We start from the raw sequence: 15259 nt of genomic DNA, 5'->3' as shown, positions 1-15259 counted from the left end.
AGGCTCTACTCCCGCCCAACTGGGTCGTTCCGCAGGCTCTACTCCTGCATCAACACCACCGACGCCGCTGCCGTCGCCGCCGCCACCGAGCCCACCGCAGGCCAGGCGCCGATCTTCTTCGCCAGTGGGTGCGAGGCCCCGAACCCCACGAGATAGGTAGCCAGGAGCGCCCCGGCGACCTTCGGGCCTGAGGACGCATTCCATGAGAGCGTGCACGCGACACCGGTCGCCGCGAGGACAGCGCCTCCGAGCTGCCGGTTCTTCGTCTTCCGTGCCACCGCGAAACCGCCGAGGAGTCCGCCGGCCGCGAGTGCCGACGTTGCAATCGTATTAAGAGCCATACCCCGACAGTAGTGCCGAGGACGTCGTGCCGCATACGAGGTCGGTCAGGACTCGGCCGCCTCACGTACCCGAATGGCCCGGGCGAGGTGGTCCCGCTGTTCGATGACGAGCCTGCGAAGCGCCGCCGGCGCCCACTCGTGAGCAGCGAGCCACTCATCGGCAGCCTCGGTGCTCTGCTGCTGCGGGAACAATCCGATGACGAGCCTCCTGGCGATCTCGATACTTCGCCCGGCCCAGAGATCCGCGATCACCTCGAAGTAGTGAGAGTCGAAGGGCGCCAACACATCACGTCGCCCACCGGCACGGAAACCAGACACCGTTGCGTCGACGGCGTCGTTGGACAGGTCGTCGGAGTCCATCAACGCCGACCACGCAGCCGACTTCGCTTCGGAAGTGGGTCTGGCCGAGATCGCGGCGCGATACGAATTGCGGCTGGAAGCCGATGCGTCCAAGGTCGATTCGGCATCGATCGCGTCCTTGTCGGCGCGACCGGAGGCGCTGAGCGCGCGCATCAGCAACCACCGCTGCTGTGGATCGAGGTCGAGGCCCTCGAGGGGTAGGGTGCCGTCGAGTAGTCCGAAGATGTCCTCGGCCCTGGAATCGAAGTTCTGGGCCGCCGCGCCGACCGCGCGTAGCCACACCACTTGCGTGTCGCCTCCGGCATCGGCCGACATCAGTTGAGACCAGCACGTGTCCAGCCAGAGTCGGGCAGCATCCTCACCGTCCGGAAGGTAATGATCGATTGCGTACTGGGCATTGGCGAGAACGGCCTCCAGGATGCCGACCTTGCTCTCCGATGATGCGAACCGCGTGACGAGGTCCAAGAACTTCGTCGGTGCGAGTTCCGCGTCACGGGTTGCGTTCCACAGCGCCGACCAGATCAATCCCCGAGCCAAGGGATCGACGATTCGGTCCAGCGAACTGTCGATAGTGGCAATCGATTTCTCGTCGAGTCGAATCTTGGCGTACGTCAGATCGTCATCGTTGAGGAGAACCAATGCGGCACTGGGCAATTCGATGGGGGTACTCGCATCGACGATATCGATCTCGCGACGCCCCGTCCGAACGAGATTGCCGTCGGCATCCGCGTCGTACAGTCCGATGGCCAGGCGATGCGGGCGTGGATCGGTCTGCTCGACGCTGCCGTCGGTGTAAGAGAGCGTCGATACGCCGCTGCTCTGTAGCCATGCGGTAGCCCAGCTGTCCAGGTTCCGCCCGGAAGCGGCAGAGGCGTGAGTCAGTAGATCTGCGAGTGTCGTGTTGCCGAAAGCGAACTCGGCGAAATACCTCCGGGAGGCCTCGAAGAAGGCCTCGTCTCCGACGTATGCTGCCAGTTGTTTGAGTACGCTGGCGCCCTTGGCGTAGGTGATGCCGTCGAAATTCAGTTTGGCAGCTTCGAGGTCGGTGATGTCGGCGACGATGGGGTGGGTCGTCGGGAGCTGGTCTTGCAGATACGCCCAGGCCTTACGCCTGTTCGCGAAACTGACCCAGGCATCGGTGAAGCGTGTGGCGTCCGCGGAGGCGTAGGCGCCCATGAAGTCGGCGAAAGATTCTTTCAGCCATAGGTCGTCCCACCACTCCATGGTCACGAGATCGCCGAACCACATGTGCGCCATCTCGTGCAGAATCGTGTTGGCGCGAGCTTCGTACTGGGCATCTGTTGCAGCGGAACGGAATACGTAGGATTCGGTGAACGTGACCAAACCTGGATTCTCCATTGCGCCGAGGTTGTACTCGGGAACGAAGAGCTGATCGTATTTGCCGAACGGATACGGGTATCGGAATTTGTCGTGGAAGAAGTCGAGCCCCCGCCGAGTGATATCGAAGATGTCCTCGGGATCGAAGTAGTCGGCGAGAGAAGCTCTGCACAGTGCGCCGAGCTCCACAGTGAGATCGCCTCGAGTCCACGATGATTCGGATCGGTGATAGGGCCCCGCGGCGACGGCGGTGATATACGTCGAGATGGGCAGGGTAGGGGCGAAGGTCACGGTATCTCCCGTACGGATTCCAGTCCGGTTGGAGAGAACTTCCCAGCCAGACGGCGCGGTGATCACGAAGGTGAACGGCGCCTTGATGTCGGGCTGTTCGAAATTCGCGAAGACGCGTCGAGCGTCGGCCGGTTCGAATTGGGTGTAGAGATAGACCTCGTCGTCGACAGGATCGACGAAACGGTGAAGACCCTCACCGGACCTGCTGTAACGAGCCAACGCGTCGACGACGACCGTGTTTCTCGAGGCCAAACCGACGAGCTGAATGCGTGCGCCGTCGTAGTCCACGGGAATCTCGACGTCGTTGAGCCTTACCGATTTCACTTCCGCGCCGAGGAAATCGATCCAGGTCGCCGGTGTGGACGCGTCGAACGAGATGGTGGTGCGAGAGGTGAACGTATCGGTGTCGGCGTAGGGTGCGCCGAGTAGGTCCAGCTCGATCCGATACGAGACATCGGTGATGTGTCGCGAGCGACGGCGTGTCTCGGTACGGGTGAGGTTCGCAGTGTTCACATGTCGAGCGTAAGCCGCGCGATAACGCTGCGGGTGGGCACACCCGTCGCCGCTGCGCCGCATAGTCTTGTGCGCATGACATTTCTGGTACGGCTCGTTATCAATGCTCTTGCAATCTGGTTGGCTGCGCAGTGGGTCGGTGGCATCGAACTCGCGAGCTCAGGCCGTGGAACAGGATGGGATTTGATCGTCCTGGCGGGTATTGCAGCGGTCTTCACCATCGTCAATGCGTTCATCAAGCCGATGGTAAAACTGCTGTCGCTTCCCCTGGTCATTTTGACGCTCGGACTGTTCACCCTCGTCATCAACGCGCTGATGCTGCTCCTCACCGCTTGGATCTCCTCGGTGACCGATTACGGATTGGCGATTGCCGGCTTCGGTGCAGCATTCTGGGGCGCACTCATCATTTCGATCGTCAACTTCCTACTCGGCGCGTTCGTGCCCGAGAACCGCTGACGGTCTACGCCAACGCCAATGCGGCTCCGGTCGTCAAACCCCACACCAGCATCGCCAGACCGGAGTCGCGAAGCGCCGGGATGAGTGCGAATCCCGTCGCACCCGTACGTACCGGCGTGTTTGCGCGTGCTGCCAGCGGCAACGCGAGTAGCGCGAGCAGCGCCCACGGCGTACGCGCGACGAGCGCGACCGTTACCGCGAACGGAACGATCATCAGTGCAAGGTGGAGCAACCGGGTGCGGGAGTCACCCAGTCGCACAGCGAGTGTGTGTTTTCCGGAGTCCGGATCGGTGTCGATGTCACGAAGGTTGTTGGCGACGAGCACAGCGCTCGAGAAAGATCCGACTGCGACGGCCGCGACCGCGCCAACCCAGTCGACCCGACCCGCCTGCACGAACTGGGTACCGAGAACCGCAACGAGGCCGAAGAACACGAAGACCGCTACTTCACCCAAGCCGCTGTACCCGTAGGGCTTCTTGCCGCCGGTGTAGAACCACGCACCCGCAATACAGACAACGCCGACGAGGATGAGCCACCATGCACTGGTCACCGCCAATACGATCCCGGCAACTCCGCCCACTACGAAACATCCGACGGCAGCAGCCTTGACAGAGCCGGGCGAGGCCACCTTCGACCCGACGAGCCGGAGCGGGCCGACGCGTTCGTCGTCGGTTCCACGGATGCCGTCGGAGTAGTCGTTGGCGTAGTTGACACCGATGATGAGCGCCAGCGACACGAGCAGCGCGAGCAGCGCCTTCCACCACACTGCGTCCCCGAGTGACGCCGCTGCACCTGTTCCGACGAGAACGGGCGCAATAGCGTTGGGCAACGTGCGTGGGCGTGCGCCTTCGATCCATTGAGCAGTGGTGGCCATGCTGTGATCTTTGCGTATCGCCGTCGTAGATGTCCTCGGAGGGCCGAGTAACACGGCGGAGAATCAGGGAAGAGGCAGACGAGGCAACTCGGGCAGCTGAAATTTCGGCAGCTGCAGCGGCGGCAACTGGAACGGCTGCGGAGGGGGCGGAGCGGGTGGGGCTTCGGAGTTCACATCGGTGCTGCGATCGGGTACGTACCGACTTTCGGCCGTCGAAACAGCAGGCGGTGCAGTGGTCGTAACGGATGGCGCATCCGACGTCGGGATCACGACCGTGGTGGCTACTGCTGCCTTCGGCGCAGGCGTCGTGGTGGACACGATCTCGACGGTGGGTTTCTCGACGGCCGTGTCCTGGGTTCCGGTCAACGATGGTTCCTCCCCGGCGCCGGGCCACAGCATCCAGGTGAAGAAGCCCAGCGCGGCGAGGGTGGGAAGTCCGAAACGTACGAGCGGGGTCAACAGTGATGTGACGCTCCAGCGTGAGGCTCCCGATTCGGCTGTCTGCTGCTGGTCCACCCGGGCTGCGTACAGCGCTGCACCGCGAGCACTGATCAGCTCCGGATCGACGGGCACAACAACCGGAATCCGGAGATATCGCTCGAGTACCTCTTTCAACAGGGGAATTCTTGCGCCGCCACCGACCGTGACCACCACCTCGGGCGGAATCTCGGACATCTCGGCGAGATCGCGGAGGGCGGTTGCCGAGTGCTCGGCCGCTCGCATGATCTGCAGCTCGAACATGTGACGATCCAGCAGCCGAAATGCCCCGTCCGAAGTCTGTGTCGCCTCGTGCGTGGACAGCGCTTCCTTGATCTCACGACTGAATTCCAACAGAGCGTGTTCTTCGGATTCGGTGCGTGGAATCGCAAGAATGTCGAGCGTGAGGAGATGATCTCGCACAGCGCGATCGAGGACTTCGCCGCTCATCTCGGATGTTCGAGTCGCGGCGTAGACCGTTCCGCTGTCGATATCTGCGACGGTCATCTCGAGGCCGGTCGCCCCGAGGTCGTAGAGTGCGACGGTGCGATACCGGAAATCGGGGTCCGCACTCAGCTGCTCGAGAATGCCTGCAACCTCGGAGATCACGCGTACCTCCGACACGTACTCCTCTACCAGCGCGGCCTTCAACGCGGCACTGTAGCCGGGGTCGGGGAAGGCGACGCCGAGAGAATGCGGAGCGTCCGGACGGTCGACAACGACCCGGATGGCGTGCGCGACGTCCTCGGCATCGGGCGTCGGACCGGCAGTGGGGAACCATTCGGTGGAGAACGATCGGCCGTCGACAGTGCGAACTGCTCGAATGCCACTGACACCCATCGATATGCCGACTGCTGAATCCATCGCTCTCGTGGCTTCCCTTTCCTCATCGGCGGCGGTACACCTGTAGAACTTCCGTGTCAGCCTACCGTGTAAGGGTCGGTTTTTTGATCTATAACAGACCAAGAGATGCTTTTCGGCTGAACGGAAGAGTGCACACCGGTCGGAGCAGGCGCATCCGCCGAACAAGAAGCTAGGTGTCCAATCCCCAGCCTTGCACCACCTCGACGGACTCGCCCAGGGGCCGGGTCATGGACCAGAGGGGGACCGCCCGGCAATATGAAATTTTCCATTCGCCGTCCTCGACAACGTATTCGTCCTCGTACTCCATGGACGACACGGTTTCGGTGCGGGCGGTCATATCGAGTTGGCGAAACGCCAATGTCCACTTGCCTTCGGCATGGTCACCGGCGGTCAGCTTGATGTCCGGATGGAACGCGTGGTGCATGTCGAGGACGGCATACGTTCCCGATTCTTTCCTCAGTGCAACCTTGCGGAAGATCTCGGCGACTGGATCTGCATCCTCGTGTTTTCCTAGTCGGCCGTAGTCCATGATCGCTCCGCGTTCGATGAAGCATGCGCGAAATGTGTCGACATCCTTGGAGTCGCATGCTCTCAGGTAGCGATGTTTCAGCGATTTGATTGCCTCGATCTTCTCGAGGTCGGACAATCTTTGTTCGATCGATGGAATGCTCACATCAGAATCCTTTCGTCGGAAAAATTTGAATCGGTCTGAGCCTCAATCGATTACCGCGGAACTGTACTGCGGTGGATCGCCCAGCATGGGCCGATGCGAAGGGGGCAGATTTCCGTCGACGTCGACCACACCGAGTTCGGCGGCGAGCTCTGCACCGACGAGAACGTGTCCGCTGCGCTGCATCAGGTGCGGATCACGCGCCAACGCTGCGATGATCCTTCCGGTGAATTCCGGTGTCTCCGCAGTAGCAGCCAACTGTGCGTACGCGTCCGGATTGGCGGCAAAGCCCGCGAGGGTGCGCTCGGTCTTGAGCAACCCCATCCAGATCGAGATCACTGCCACACCGAACGGCCGGAAGTCGTGAGCCATGTCGTGAGCCATCTTGTCCACCGCTGCTTTTCCTGCGCCGTAGGCAGGTCCGTGCATGTAACACGTGCCGCCGAAGCTGGAAGTGTTCACCACGAGGCCGCTTCCGCCTTCGATCAGCAATGGCGCCGCGAAGTGCGAAGCGACATAGGTCGATCGCATTCCGACATCGAGCAGATCGAGCAACGACAGCGGCTTCTCCCAGAACGGACCCTTCATGGTCAGCGCATCGGGAACGGCGAGTGCATTGTTGACGAGGATGTCCAGTCGACCTTGCTCTTTGCGAACTTTCTCGAAGAGATTCTCGACCTCGCCGTCCACCGAGTGGTCGGTGATCACTGGAATACCGGTTCCGCCGCGCCGAGTGATCTCCTCTGCCGTCGCGAAGACGGTGCCTGGAAGAGGCGAATCCCCGGCCGAGGCAGTACGACCCGTGACATACACGGTGGCCCCCGTATCGCCGAGTGCCAACGCTATTCCCTTGCCGGCCCCGCGGCTTGCGCCCGTCACCACAGCGACGCGATCATCTTCCGAACTCAACACAAGCTCCTTCTTCGATTCTTCCGTCACGGGATTACCCGAACGGTACGCGTTCGATCTCTCAGTGCAGCAACAAAAGTAGAAAGTCGGCTCACCGAAGGGCCACCCTCGGTGAGCCGCATGAGGCAGCTGCGCGGATACCGACCCGGGTGGGTGAATTCATGGCGGATCGGTCCGAATCGCAGCGGCGACAACATATGTAGGAAGTCTTACCGTCAGATCATCGCTCGCAGTGGCCCCTCCGGCACTTCACCCATGGCAATCGTGTAGTCCTTACGTGGCAGCACCACGTGAATCATCTCGGGTGGCATCATGGCGTTTCCCTCGGCATCGCCGACCATCGCGCCCAGAAAGATCCATTCGCAGTGATCGGTGCCCGAAGAGAAGTTCCAGTGGCCACGCAGGGTGTATCCACCATCGGTAGGCGTCGCGATACCTTGGGCGGCGTACGGAGATGCGATCCAGGTGTCCGGCTTGTCGGACCAGTCTCACGCTCTGGTCCGAGAGCTTGCCGAGATCTCCGGTCTCCTGGGCCGCTCCAGCCAACTGAGCGGCAATTTCCTCGACTTCGAGAACCACTTCATGGACCATCGTGTACCTCCGTGTGATGTCCGGCGACCCATCCGGTAGCTGACTCCTTGGTCACAGTAGATTTCACAGTCCGGCGAAAGAACGGGCGCTCCCGCTCATCGGAAGCGCCAGTTCTTTCGCCGGGCACGGGGCATGGATTCCCACGTCGTCCTCGATTGGTTCCAAGTTTCGGGGCAGCAGTATCACCGGACGTGCGAACGGGCACCCGTTCCTTCAGATCTATTCGCTCGAATCGTCCGCACCACGAGACATCCGGACGTCCTCAGGAGACCAATACGCTTTCGTCGAGGTGATTCGTCCGTCGCCATCCAGCGTCATCACATCGAACGGCTCTATCTCGACAACTCCGTCTGCTGTGTGGGTTCGCACGAGAAAGTGAAATGCGACCGAATCGCCACTGTGGCGGAAGTTGAGCAGTTCGGTCTCTCGTCTGGACTCGATCAACGGTTTGAAGAACTGTGCAATCGCGTCCTTTCCACACAATGCTGCGGATCCGACTGGATCCTCCACCGTTGCTCCCTCGGCGTACAGGCTTGCGATCTGGTCCGATGACGTCGCACCCGCGATCGTGGCCAGGTATCGGGTCACGGTGGAGAGGGCTGAATCGCGAGTGATCTTGTTTGTCAGGGTCATGTGATGAAACTACGACCACTCCACACTCGTAGAACACTGCAACTCCTACTGAGCGGACTGATCGAGAGTGCCCCTCGCTCGATCGGATTCCACAAAACTTGTCCGGATCTCCCGATGCACGGAAGGATTCGCTTCGGTGGTCGAACAGACGCAATAGCTTTGTGTCGAAGGCGAACTCGGTTTCACGAGCGGCATCACAGCCTTGCTCTGATGCCGGTACCCGAGGGCAAAGATCCCGGACTGGTGCACGTGATGGTCGAAGTCGACCAGCTGGACGCAGTCGGGCGGGCACTCGATGAGGTGACGAAGCTGAAGTTCCCGGTGCACGTGGGTATGTGTGCATCCACAGCAGCTCACTCTCGTGGACTGTTCGATCAACGGTGGATCCGACATCGGTAGTTGGTTGGTTGCCTATCGACTGGACGTACCCTGTGCACTATGTCTGAGGGAAATGAGCTCGAAAATGCCCGTGGTGCTGCACAAACGAGGCTGGAGCGAGCAGTCGGCCAGGGGAGGCTGACGCTTGCTCAGTATTCAGAACACGCTGCCGTGGTGTGGGCGCCGACGGCAAAGCAGAACGAACTCGATGCCATTGCGCCCAACACGGTGGAACCCATTCCGACGCGCGCTCAATCTCAGTCGAAAATCCTGTGCCTGTTGAGCGATGTGAAGCGCGCCGGACGATGGGCTTTGGCGAAGTCGACAGTGGCAATGCTGATCATGGGTGACCTCACCTTGGATCTACGGTCTGCGATCATCGGCTCCAACGAATCGACCATCACCATCGTCTCGCTCTTCGGCGATTCCGAGCTGATCGTGCCCGAAGGCGTGAACGTCGAGATCGGAGGATTCGACGTCCTCGGCGATCGCGACATAGATACGGGCTCGGTGGACCCGGGCCCGTATGCGCCCACCATCAAGATCCGATCGTTCTCGATGTTCGGTGACCTGAAAGTGCAGTCCGCACGCTGACCGTCACATCGGCAGTGATGTCTCCGTCTGACCGTGCTCGGCGCCGACACGGCGGAACCACTCGCGGCCGAAGGCAGCCGTGAGCATGTCGAGCGGCAGATCCAGGAACGGTCCGAAGTCGCCGACCTGAGTCTCGTGGGCGTGCATCGCTGCCCGCTTGGCGTCCATCGCGGCGCTGACGTCCACGATCGTGGTGATCTCCGCTTCCGGGAGGCCGAACGAATCGAGATCCGGCGGAGAGTTCTCCTCCGACCAATTCGGGTTCGCCATAACGAGAGCCTTCATATGGTCGCGATTGGTCGTTGCCTCGTAGACGTTCGGGGTGCCTGCTAGTTCGGCCGCACGCATACCCACGACATGCACCTTGATGTGATCGGGATGCCCGTAACCACCGTTGGGGTCGTAGATCGTGACGACATCGGCCTGCTCTTCCTCGAGGACGTCGGCCAGCTTTCGCGCGGCCGCATCCACATCGGCATTGCAGAACGCGTCGGGGTTGTCGTTCTCGACGGTCCCCGCCATCCCCGAGTCCGCATAGTGCAGCATCACCACACGGTCGGCGCCGAGCACTGACGCGGAGCTCTCCAGTTCGAACCTGCGTCGCTCGACGAGGGTTTCGCCGTCGCGGAGGATACCGTCGGGGAACTCGCCGAGTGCACCGTCGGTTGCGATGACCAGAACGACGCGGTGACCGGCGTTGGCGGCGAGACGCATGATCCCGCCGGTGGTGAAGACCTCGTCGTCGGGATGGGCGTGAAAGCAGACCAGAGTGCTCATGCCCGAAATGTTTGCACGAACGCTCCGGCAGTTCCTACTCGGTGGAGTAGGAGCACACCGAGCGCACACCCTTTTTGCCAACCGCACCCCCGTCCTCGGACATCGAAATGGTGTTCCGGTTTGCAAAAACGGTGCGCGCTCACCCCTCAGCGAGACCTACGACGGCGTCAGCCCGGCCAGCGTGAGACGCAGCGCCGCCCGATCGAGTTTGCCGGGGCCACGGGTGGGAAGGGAGTCGAGCAGGTACAGCTCGCGGGGTGCGGCGGTGACGTCCAAGGTGCTCCCGACGTGTTCGCGTAACGCCGCCAATGTCACTGGACCGCCGACGACAGCGACCACGACGCGGTGCCCGAGGCGCTCGTCGGCCAGGCCGACCACCGCGCACTCCTGCACGGCCGGATGCGTCGAGAGTGCGGCTTCCACCACCTGCGGCACGACGGTGAGTCCGCCGGTCGTGATGGCCTCGTCGAGGCGGCCCTGTATCGACAGCACCCCGTCGAGGAGAACTCCGGCATCGTCGGTGCGGAACCACCCCGGCTCGGCGAAGGCAGGGTGAGTGGGCATGCCGCGGTAGCCGAGCGCGAGAGTGGCCCCACCGAGTACGACCCTGCCGTTGTCGATCCGGACCCGGGCGCCATCGAGCGGCATACCGTCGTACACGCAGCCGCCGGCGGTCTCGCTCATCCCATAAGTACCGACGAGGGTGATTCCGGCTGCGGCCGCCCGTTCGCGGAGGGGCACCGGTGCGGCTGCGCCACCGAGTAGCACCGCATCCAACGATGCGAGTGCCTCGACGGCAGCAGGGTGGTCCAGCGCTTTGACGAGCTGGGTGGGAACGAGCGAGGTGTATCGACGCGGGCCGGCGAGCGCGCCGACGGCAGCAGGCAGCGCCGACGGGTCGAAGCCGGTGGAGACGTCGAGTATCACCGGATCGGTGCCGGCGAGAACACTGCGTAGCAAGACCTGTAGGCCGGCGATGTGATGGGCGGGCAACGCCAACAGCCATGAGCCGGGGCCGCCGATGCGCTCGTGCGTGGCAGTGCCACTTGCCCGCAACGCTGCCGCGGAGAGCATTGCACCCTTCGGGATTCCGGTGGTGCCGGACGTGGCCACGACGAGAGCGGCGGCGGAATCGATCGGCGTGCCGGGAGCCAAAGCGTCGCGCAACCGGGCGATCTCTCGCGCGTCGGATGCCGGGAGCGGAAGTACCGCAGGGCAATTCCCGTCGAGTACGTCGCTCAGCCGTGGTAACAGATCTGCTGCGGCTGGTCCGGTCGGGATAGGTAGTTCTTCGAGCATGTCCACATCGGCGAGCCTAATCGGATGTTCCCAGTGTGAACGGATCGGCGAGAGGCCATCCGCCCGTCGTGAGATTCGACCGAACCCGATCGATGTCCTCTTCGCGTGGCATCTCGTTGGTGACCTTGGTTATGGTCACCGCGATACCCGCCTTGTCCGCGGGAAGTTGCCCGTCGGCGATGAGCGCGTCCATGACGGAATGAACCTCGTCATCGGACAGTCTGCGGGCCAGCAATGCCAGCAACGGGATGTAGTCAATCCAGGATCGCGGTGAGAACGAAGGAACCGCCATTTACTTCAGCGATATCGGATCTGCGAGGGGCCATCCGCCTGCAGCGAGTCGGGCCGAGACGCGAGCAATGTCCTCGGGGGTCGGCTCGGTGTCGATCAGTTCCTTGATGTACTCCGAGATGATGTACTCCGAGATCTCGTAGTTGGAGATCGCCCCGTCACTCAGTGCGCCACCGATGGGGGCGACCAAGCCGAGTACGACCTCGTGTACTCGAGAGTCGGTCAATTCGGCGCGACGCAGCCGAGCCACGAGGGGGAACCGATCCTTCGGAGGTATGCCCTCCGGGTAGCCGGCACGCAACCATTGGAGGACGGATGCGGGAAACGTGGTCTTGGGGTCGGTCATGATGCTTGTCCTTCCTGGTCGGATAGCGAAGTGGATCAGAAGACAGAAATTCCGAACGTGTTGTCGAGGAAGTCTGTCCAATTTTGGCGAGGTCTGCGTCAACGTCGTACCGACCGAGCTCTCCGCGACGGCTGTGGGACAGTGGAGCCCGTGGAATTCGACGACGGAATCGGCGGTGAGCTCGGTGGGCGGGACGACTCTGTCGCGGCCGCGCTGTCGTACCTGGACTCCGTCGATCCGGCGTCCGGCGCGGACGCCCGCATCGGCTGGGACGGACTACAGGCTGCGTCTCCGGATTCCGGTCCCACACAGACTTCGGTGCAAACATTTCTGTGGCTGCATCTACGCCTCCTCGGCGAGGATCGGGACCGGTCGTGGGAAGTAGCGCGGGCGCTCGCCGATCTGCTCGACCGGCTCGGCCACGCCAGATACGCCGACATCGCGCGAAGCGAGCAGACGCGGACTCTGCTCTCGGCGGTCGACGAGGCAACCTGGCAAGAGCAGTACCTGACAGCCGTTGCCGAATCCGGAATCGGGCCGGCGGACACCGAATTGGTCACCTGGCAGCAGGCACCGGAAGGTACCGAACGAGCCATCGTCGACCTGATCGGGGAAACCCTCGAAGTCGCTACGGTTGCCGGCGAGTTCATGCCGTCTCGACTTCATGCACCGCCCCTGAAGGCAAGTGCACTGGCCGCTCGTCGACGCGGTATGACCGACGCGGTACTGCGCACCGAGCGACTCGGGGGTGTGCTTCTCGAACAGCTACTCGATCACCGGATCGCGATCTGGTCTGCCTACAGCACCCCGAGGGCCGAGCTCTATCGCGGACTGACCGAGGAACTGCACAGTGCGAACGAACCTGCTTTCGGATGCGTTCGTCGACTCGAAGGCATCCTCGACCTGGTCGGCGACGGCATCACACTGACCGACACCGGTTTTCTTCCCGACTCGGTCGTGGAGCGGGCAATCGGCACCCTGTGGTCGCCGAGGGAATGGCCGTTTCCTGCAGGCTCCGAACGCGAGACAGCACCGGTCCTGACCGTTCGGCGCCTCTTACTGCGGCTCGGGTTGGTTCGCAAACACCACGGTCGGTTGGTGCCGACGGCCCGGGCCCGTGGAATGAGTGCCGATCGGATGTGGCGCACCCTCGTTTCCCGGCTGGTCGGAACCCAGTACCACCCGGAAACCATCGCAGCCGAAGTGGTGCTCGGCGAGGTCGCCCGAGGACGTAGACCGGTCGAGACCACCGGACTCACCTCGGCTCTGCTGGCGGCCGAAGGGTGGACGCACAGCGGTGAATCTCCTCGCGTCGCCGACATCGAGCCACTCGCCGACGTCATGACAGCCGAACTCACGGCTCTGGGCGCGTTTTCGTTCCCTGATTCGCGGTCCGGACAGTTCTCGGAAACCCCGTCGCCCGACGGCGTTCGACTCGCGGCAGCGCTCCTCCGACACCGCCTGTTGCACACGCGGCTTCCGTCTATCTGATTTGTCGATCTCGCGCACGGCTAGGCTGGACGCACACGTAGTTCGGTCGGACCGCGCGGAGAGCAGGGAGACGCCGGTGGACCACAATCCCATGTCGCCCAATCTGCGACCGCGGGCGCGCAGGCAGAGCGATTCGGCAAGGCGTTACCTCGATGTCGAGGCAACCACTCCGGCCCTTCGGAACACCGTCGAACTGGCAGCGAAGAGCGTCGGATTCGCTATTGCGCAGTTGAACGTACTCGACGATGAAACTATGTACACCCTGGTCAACGTCGGTGGGCCGCCGATGTCGACGGTGGCACGCTCCATGACGTTGTGCGACGACGTCGTCCGCAGTGGTAAGTCGGCGCTGATTTCCCGCACTCGCGTCGATGCCACCGAGCGACAACGAGACATTCTCGGTCAGGTCGGACTGCAGTCGTATGCGTCGGTCCCGCTTCGTGGTCGCGAAGGCTTGGTGATCGGGACACTGTGCTTGATCGATCCACAGTCGCGGGAGGTCGATGACGGCCAATTGCAGAAGCTGGAGCAATTTGCGTCCGTTCTCGAGGAGCAACTGGACCTGCATCGACGCGTCGGTTCCACCATCGCCAAGCCCGACAGTGACGTCGACCTGGCCGGTGCTCTGCGGGGCGGTCAGATCGTGCCGTGGTTCCAGTCGATCGTCGATCTTCGGACCGAGGAGATCGACGGCTTCGAGGCGTTGGCGAGATGGCACCATCCAACGAACGGCCTGGTCTCCCCGGCAGACTTCGTCCCACTGGCCGAGTCGAGCGAACTGATCATCGACGTCGACCTGGAGGTTCTGCGGCAGGCCGTACGAGCGGCGGAGACGTGGCAGCAACTTCGGCCGGGGTTGCGACTGAGCGTGAACTTGTCCGGTCGTCATCTGGCCCACCCGGACGCTGTTGCGCAGTTGCAGTGCGCGGTCTCCGAGTCCGACCTCGACCCGCGTTTGATCTCACTCGAGCTCACCGAAACCTCCGCGGTGACCGACGGTCCGATGATTCGACGACATATCGACGACGTACACGCACTCGGCTTCCGTGTACTGCTCGACGATTTCGGCTCCGGCTGGTCTTCCCTGGAACGGCTCGTCACCCTCGAACCCGATGGAATCAAGATCGATGGTGGGCTGACTCGGCTGGTGAATACTCCTCGCGGCAAAGCTCTGCTCGGTGCCATCTCGACAGTCACGAGGGAGCTCGGCTTGTCGATGATCATCGAAGGTATCGAGACGCGCGAACAGGCCGATATCGCCCTCGAACTCGGGTGCACGCTTGCCCAAGGTTTCCTCTGGTCACACCCGCAATCGGCCGGCGCGGTCCTCCGCTTGCTCAGCGGTGGTCAGTCCCCGCGCACATCGCGGCGGAGCGGATGATCGGCCGGGATCTGCACCAACACGATGTCGACGCCGTCCGGGTCGCGTAGCCACATCTCCGTCAACCCCCAGAACTCCGTTTTAGCTGCTCGTTCGATCGGAATCCCGCGAGCACGCAGTTCGGCCGCGGCGGACTCGATATCACGAACCTGCAACCACAATGCGCCGTCGAACGACGTCGGTCCGCTCGCTCCGCCGTGTGCGGCGAGCTCGATGAGGCTCTGGCCGGCGAAGAAAACGGTGCCGGCGCTGTATTCGCGATGTATTGCCAGCCCGAGGCCGTCCCGATAGAACGCGAGGGTGCGCTGGTAGTCGGTAGGGCGCAGAATCGTTCGACTACTCAAGATCTCCACACCCCATCGATATCACATATGTCTCGACGCGT

General features: G+C 62.5%; 16 protein-coding genes and 2 pseudogenes. 5 read left to right on the top strand and 13 right to left on the bottom strand.

All coding sequences use genetic code 11. The annotated features are described in order from the left end of the window. Positions 1 to 38: 38 nt before the first annotated feature. Positions 39 to 341 (bottom strand): hypothetical protein, encoded by a 303-nt coding sequence (locus BJI47_RS05630; RefSeq protein ID WP_088942804.1) that lies wholly within the window; start codon positions 339 to 341, stop codon positions 39 to 41. A gap of 45 nt (positions 342 to 386) precedes the next feature. After that, the gene (pepN, locus tag BJI47_RS05625) at positions 387 to 2843 is read right to left on the bottom strand and encodes an aminopeptidase N (protein WP_176224684.1); all 2457 of its coding nucleotides are present in this window, start codon (positions 2841 to 2843) and stop codon (positions 387 to 389) included. 75 nt (positions 2844 to 2918) lie between these two features. On the opposite strand from pepN, the gene BJI47_RS05620 reads away from it, so the two are divergent. After that, a complete protein-coding gene (locus BJI47_RS05620; RefSeq protein WP_084346175.1) occupies positions 2919 to 3299 on the top strand; it encodes a phage holin family protein in 381 nt (126 codons plus the stop codon). 4 nt (positions 3300 to 3303) lie between these two features. Here BJI47_RS05620 and BJI47_RS05615 read toward each other — a convergent pair whose 3' ends face one another. From BJI47_RS05615 to BJI47_RS05585, 6 genes and pseudogenes are all read right to left on the bottom strand, one after another. Next, the gene (locus BJI47_RS05615; RefSeq protein WP_088942802.1) at positions 3304 to 4173 is read right to left on the bottom strand and encodes a 1,4-dihydroxy-2-naphthoate polyprenyltransferase; all 870 of its coding nucleotides are present in this window, start codon (positions 4171 to 4173) and stop codon (positions 3304 to 3306) included. 63 nt (positions 4174 to 4236) lie between these two features. Next, positions 4237 to 5514 carry an Hsp70 family protein gene (locus tag BJI47_RS05610; protein ID WP_088942801.1) on the bottom strand — a complete coding sequence of 426 codons (1278 nt, stop codon included), beginning with the start codon at positions 5512 to 5514 and terminating at the stop codon, positions 4237 to 4239. 169 nt (positions 5515 to 5683) lie between these two features. Continuing rightward, on the bottom strand, positions 5684 to 6187 hold the full coding sequence (locus BJI47_RS05605) for a nuclear transport factor 2 family protein (protein ID WP_088942800.1): 504 nt from the start codon (positions 6185 to 6187) through the stop codon (positions 5684 to 5686). Positions 6188 to 6229: 42 nt separating this feature from the next. After that, positions 6230 to 7093: an SDR family NAD(P)-dependent oxidoreductase gene (locus BJI47_RS05600; protein WP_254900405.1), complete on the bottom strand. Its 864-nt coding sequence runs from the start codon at positions 7091 to 7093 to the stop codon at positions 6230 to 6232. Positions 7094 to 7353: 260 nt separating this feature from the next. Next, positions 7354 to 7563, bottom strand: a pseudogene (locus BJI47_RS05595) (hydroxylase); the annotation flags it as partial. A 340-nt stretch (positions 7564 to 7903) separates the two neighbouring features. Further along, positions 7904 to 8317 (bottom strand): nuclear transport factor 2 family protein, encoded by a 414-nt coding sequence (locus BJI47_RS05585; RefSeq protein ID WP_088942798.1) that lies wholly within the window; start codon positions 8315 to 8317, stop codon positions 7904 to 7906. 183 nt (positions 8318 to 8500) lie between these two features. Here BJI47_RS05585 and BJI47_RS23655 point away from each other — a divergent pair. Both BJI47_RS23655 and BJI47_RS05575 read left to right on the top strand, forming a co-directional pair. Then, a pseudogene (locus BJI47_RS23655) lies at positions 8501 to 8626 on the top strand (2,3-dihydroxybiphenyl 1,2-dioxygenase); the annotation flags it as partial. A 129-nt stretch (positions 8627 to 8755) separates the two neighbouring features. After that, positions 8756 to 9289 carry a LiaF domain-containing protein gene (locus BJI47_RS05575; protein WP_088942796.1) on the top strand — a complete coding sequence of 178 codons (534 nt, stop codon included), beginning with the start codon at positions 8756 to 8758 and terminating at the stop codon, positions 9287 to 9289. A 3-nt stretch (positions 9290 to 9292) separates the two neighbouring features. Here BJI47_RS05575 and BJI47_RS05570 read toward each other — a convergent pair whose 3' ends face one another. From BJI47_RS05570 to BJI47_RS05555, 4 genes are all read right to left on the bottom strand, one after another. After that, positions 9293 to 10066 carry a PIG-L family deacetylase gene (locus BJI47_RS05570; protein ID WP_088942795.1) on the bottom strand — a complete coding sequence of 258 codons (774 nt, stop codon included), beginning with the start codon at positions 10064 to 10066 and terminating at the stop codon, positions 9293 to 9295. Between the two features lie 156 nt (positions 10067 to 10222). Beyond that, a complete protein-coding gene (gene menE, locus BJI47_RS05565; RefSeq protein WP_088942794.1) occupies positions 10223 to 11371 on the bottom strand; it encodes an o-succinylbenzoate--CoA ligase in 1149 nt (382 codons plus the stop codon). A 10-nt stretch (positions 11372 to 11381) separates the two neighbouring features. Beyond that, positions 11382 to 11657, bottom strand: coding sequence for a DUF3349 domain-containing protein (locus tag BJI47_RS05560; protein ID WP_088942793.1), 276 nt, complete (start codon positions 11655 to 11657; stop codon positions 11382 to 11384). Further along, entirely contained in the window at positions 11658 to 12002 is a 345-nt protein-coding gene (locus BJI47_RS05555; protein ID WP_088942792.1) for a DUF3349 domain-containing protein, read from the bottom strand. A 150-nt stretch (positions 12003 to 12152) separates the two neighbouring features. Between BJI47_RS05555 and BJI47_RS05550 the strand changes: the two genes are divergently transcribed. Further along, on the top strand, positions 12153 to 13493 hold the full coding sequence (locus BJI47_RS05550; RefSeq protein WP_254900404.1) for a hypothetical protein: 1341 nt from the start codon (positions 12153 to 12155) through the stop codon (positions 13491 to 13493). A 76-nt stretch (positions 13494 to 13569) separates the two neighbouring features. Continuing rightward, positions 13570 to 14874, top strand: a complete 1305-nt coding sequence (locus BJI47_RS05545) for an EAL domain-containing protein (protein WP_088942791.1) — start codon at positions 13570 to 13572, stop codon at positions 14872 to 14874. Here the strand turns inward: BJI47_RS05545 and BJI47_RS05540 are convergent. After that, positions 14841 to 15227: a VOC family protein gene (locus tag BJI47_RS05540; RefSeq protein WP_088942790.1), complete on the bottom strand. Its 387-nt coding sequence runs from the start codon at positions 15225 to 15227 to the stop codon at positions 14841 to 14843. The two genes, BJI47_RS05545 and BJI47_RS05540, sit on opposite strands and share 34 nt — an antisense overlap. Positions 15228 to 15259 lie beyond the last annotated feature (32 nt).

The sequence above is a fragment of the Rhodococcus sp. 1168 genome (genome assembly GCF_002091955.1).
GTDB lineage: Bacteria > Actinomycetota > Actinomycetes > Mycobacteriales > Mycobacteriaceae > Rhodococcoides.
Note: the sequence above shows the minus strand (reverse complement) of the source record. Positions and strands in the feature narration are given on the sequence as shown.

Bases quoted from the DNA above. Each gene is read 5' to 3' on its own strand.
- BJI47_RS05615 (WP_088942802.1), bottom strand. From the start codon at position 4,173: ATGGCCACCACTGCTCAATGGATCGAAGGCGCACGCCCACGCACGTTG.
- BJI47_RS05575 (WP_088942796.1), top strand. From the start codon at position 8,756: ATGTCTGAGGGAAATGAGCTCGAAAATGCCCGTGGTGCTGCACAAACG.
- BJI47_RS05620 (WP_084346175.1), top strand. From the start codon at position 2,919: ATGACATTTCTGGTACGGCTCGTTATCAATGCTCTTGCAATCTGGTTG.
- BJI47_RS05610 (WP_088942801.1), bottom strand. From the start codon at position 5,514: ATGGATTCAGCAGTCGGCATATCGATGGGTGTCAGTGGCATTCGAGCA.
- BJI47_RS05630 (WP_088942804.1), bottom strand. From the start codon at position 341: ATGGCTCTTAATACGATTGCAACGTCGGCACTCGCGGCCGGCGGACTC.
- BJI47_RS05560 (WP_088942793.1), bottom strand. From the start codon at position 11,657: ATGGCGGTTCCTTCGTTCTCACCGCGATCCTGGATTGACTACATCCCG.
- BJI47_RS05570 (WP_088942795.1), bottom strand. From the start codon at position 10,066: ATGAGCACTCTGGTCTGCTTTCACGCCCATCCCGACGACGAGGTCTTC.
- BJI47_RS05555 (WP_088942792.1), bottom strand. From the start codon at position 12,002: ATGACCGACCCCAAGACCACGTTTCCCGCATCCGTCCTCCAATGGTTG.
- BJI47_RS05585 (WP_088942798.1), bottom strand. From the start codon at position 8,317: ATGACCCTGACAAACAAGATCACTCGCGATTCAGCCCTCTCCACCGTG.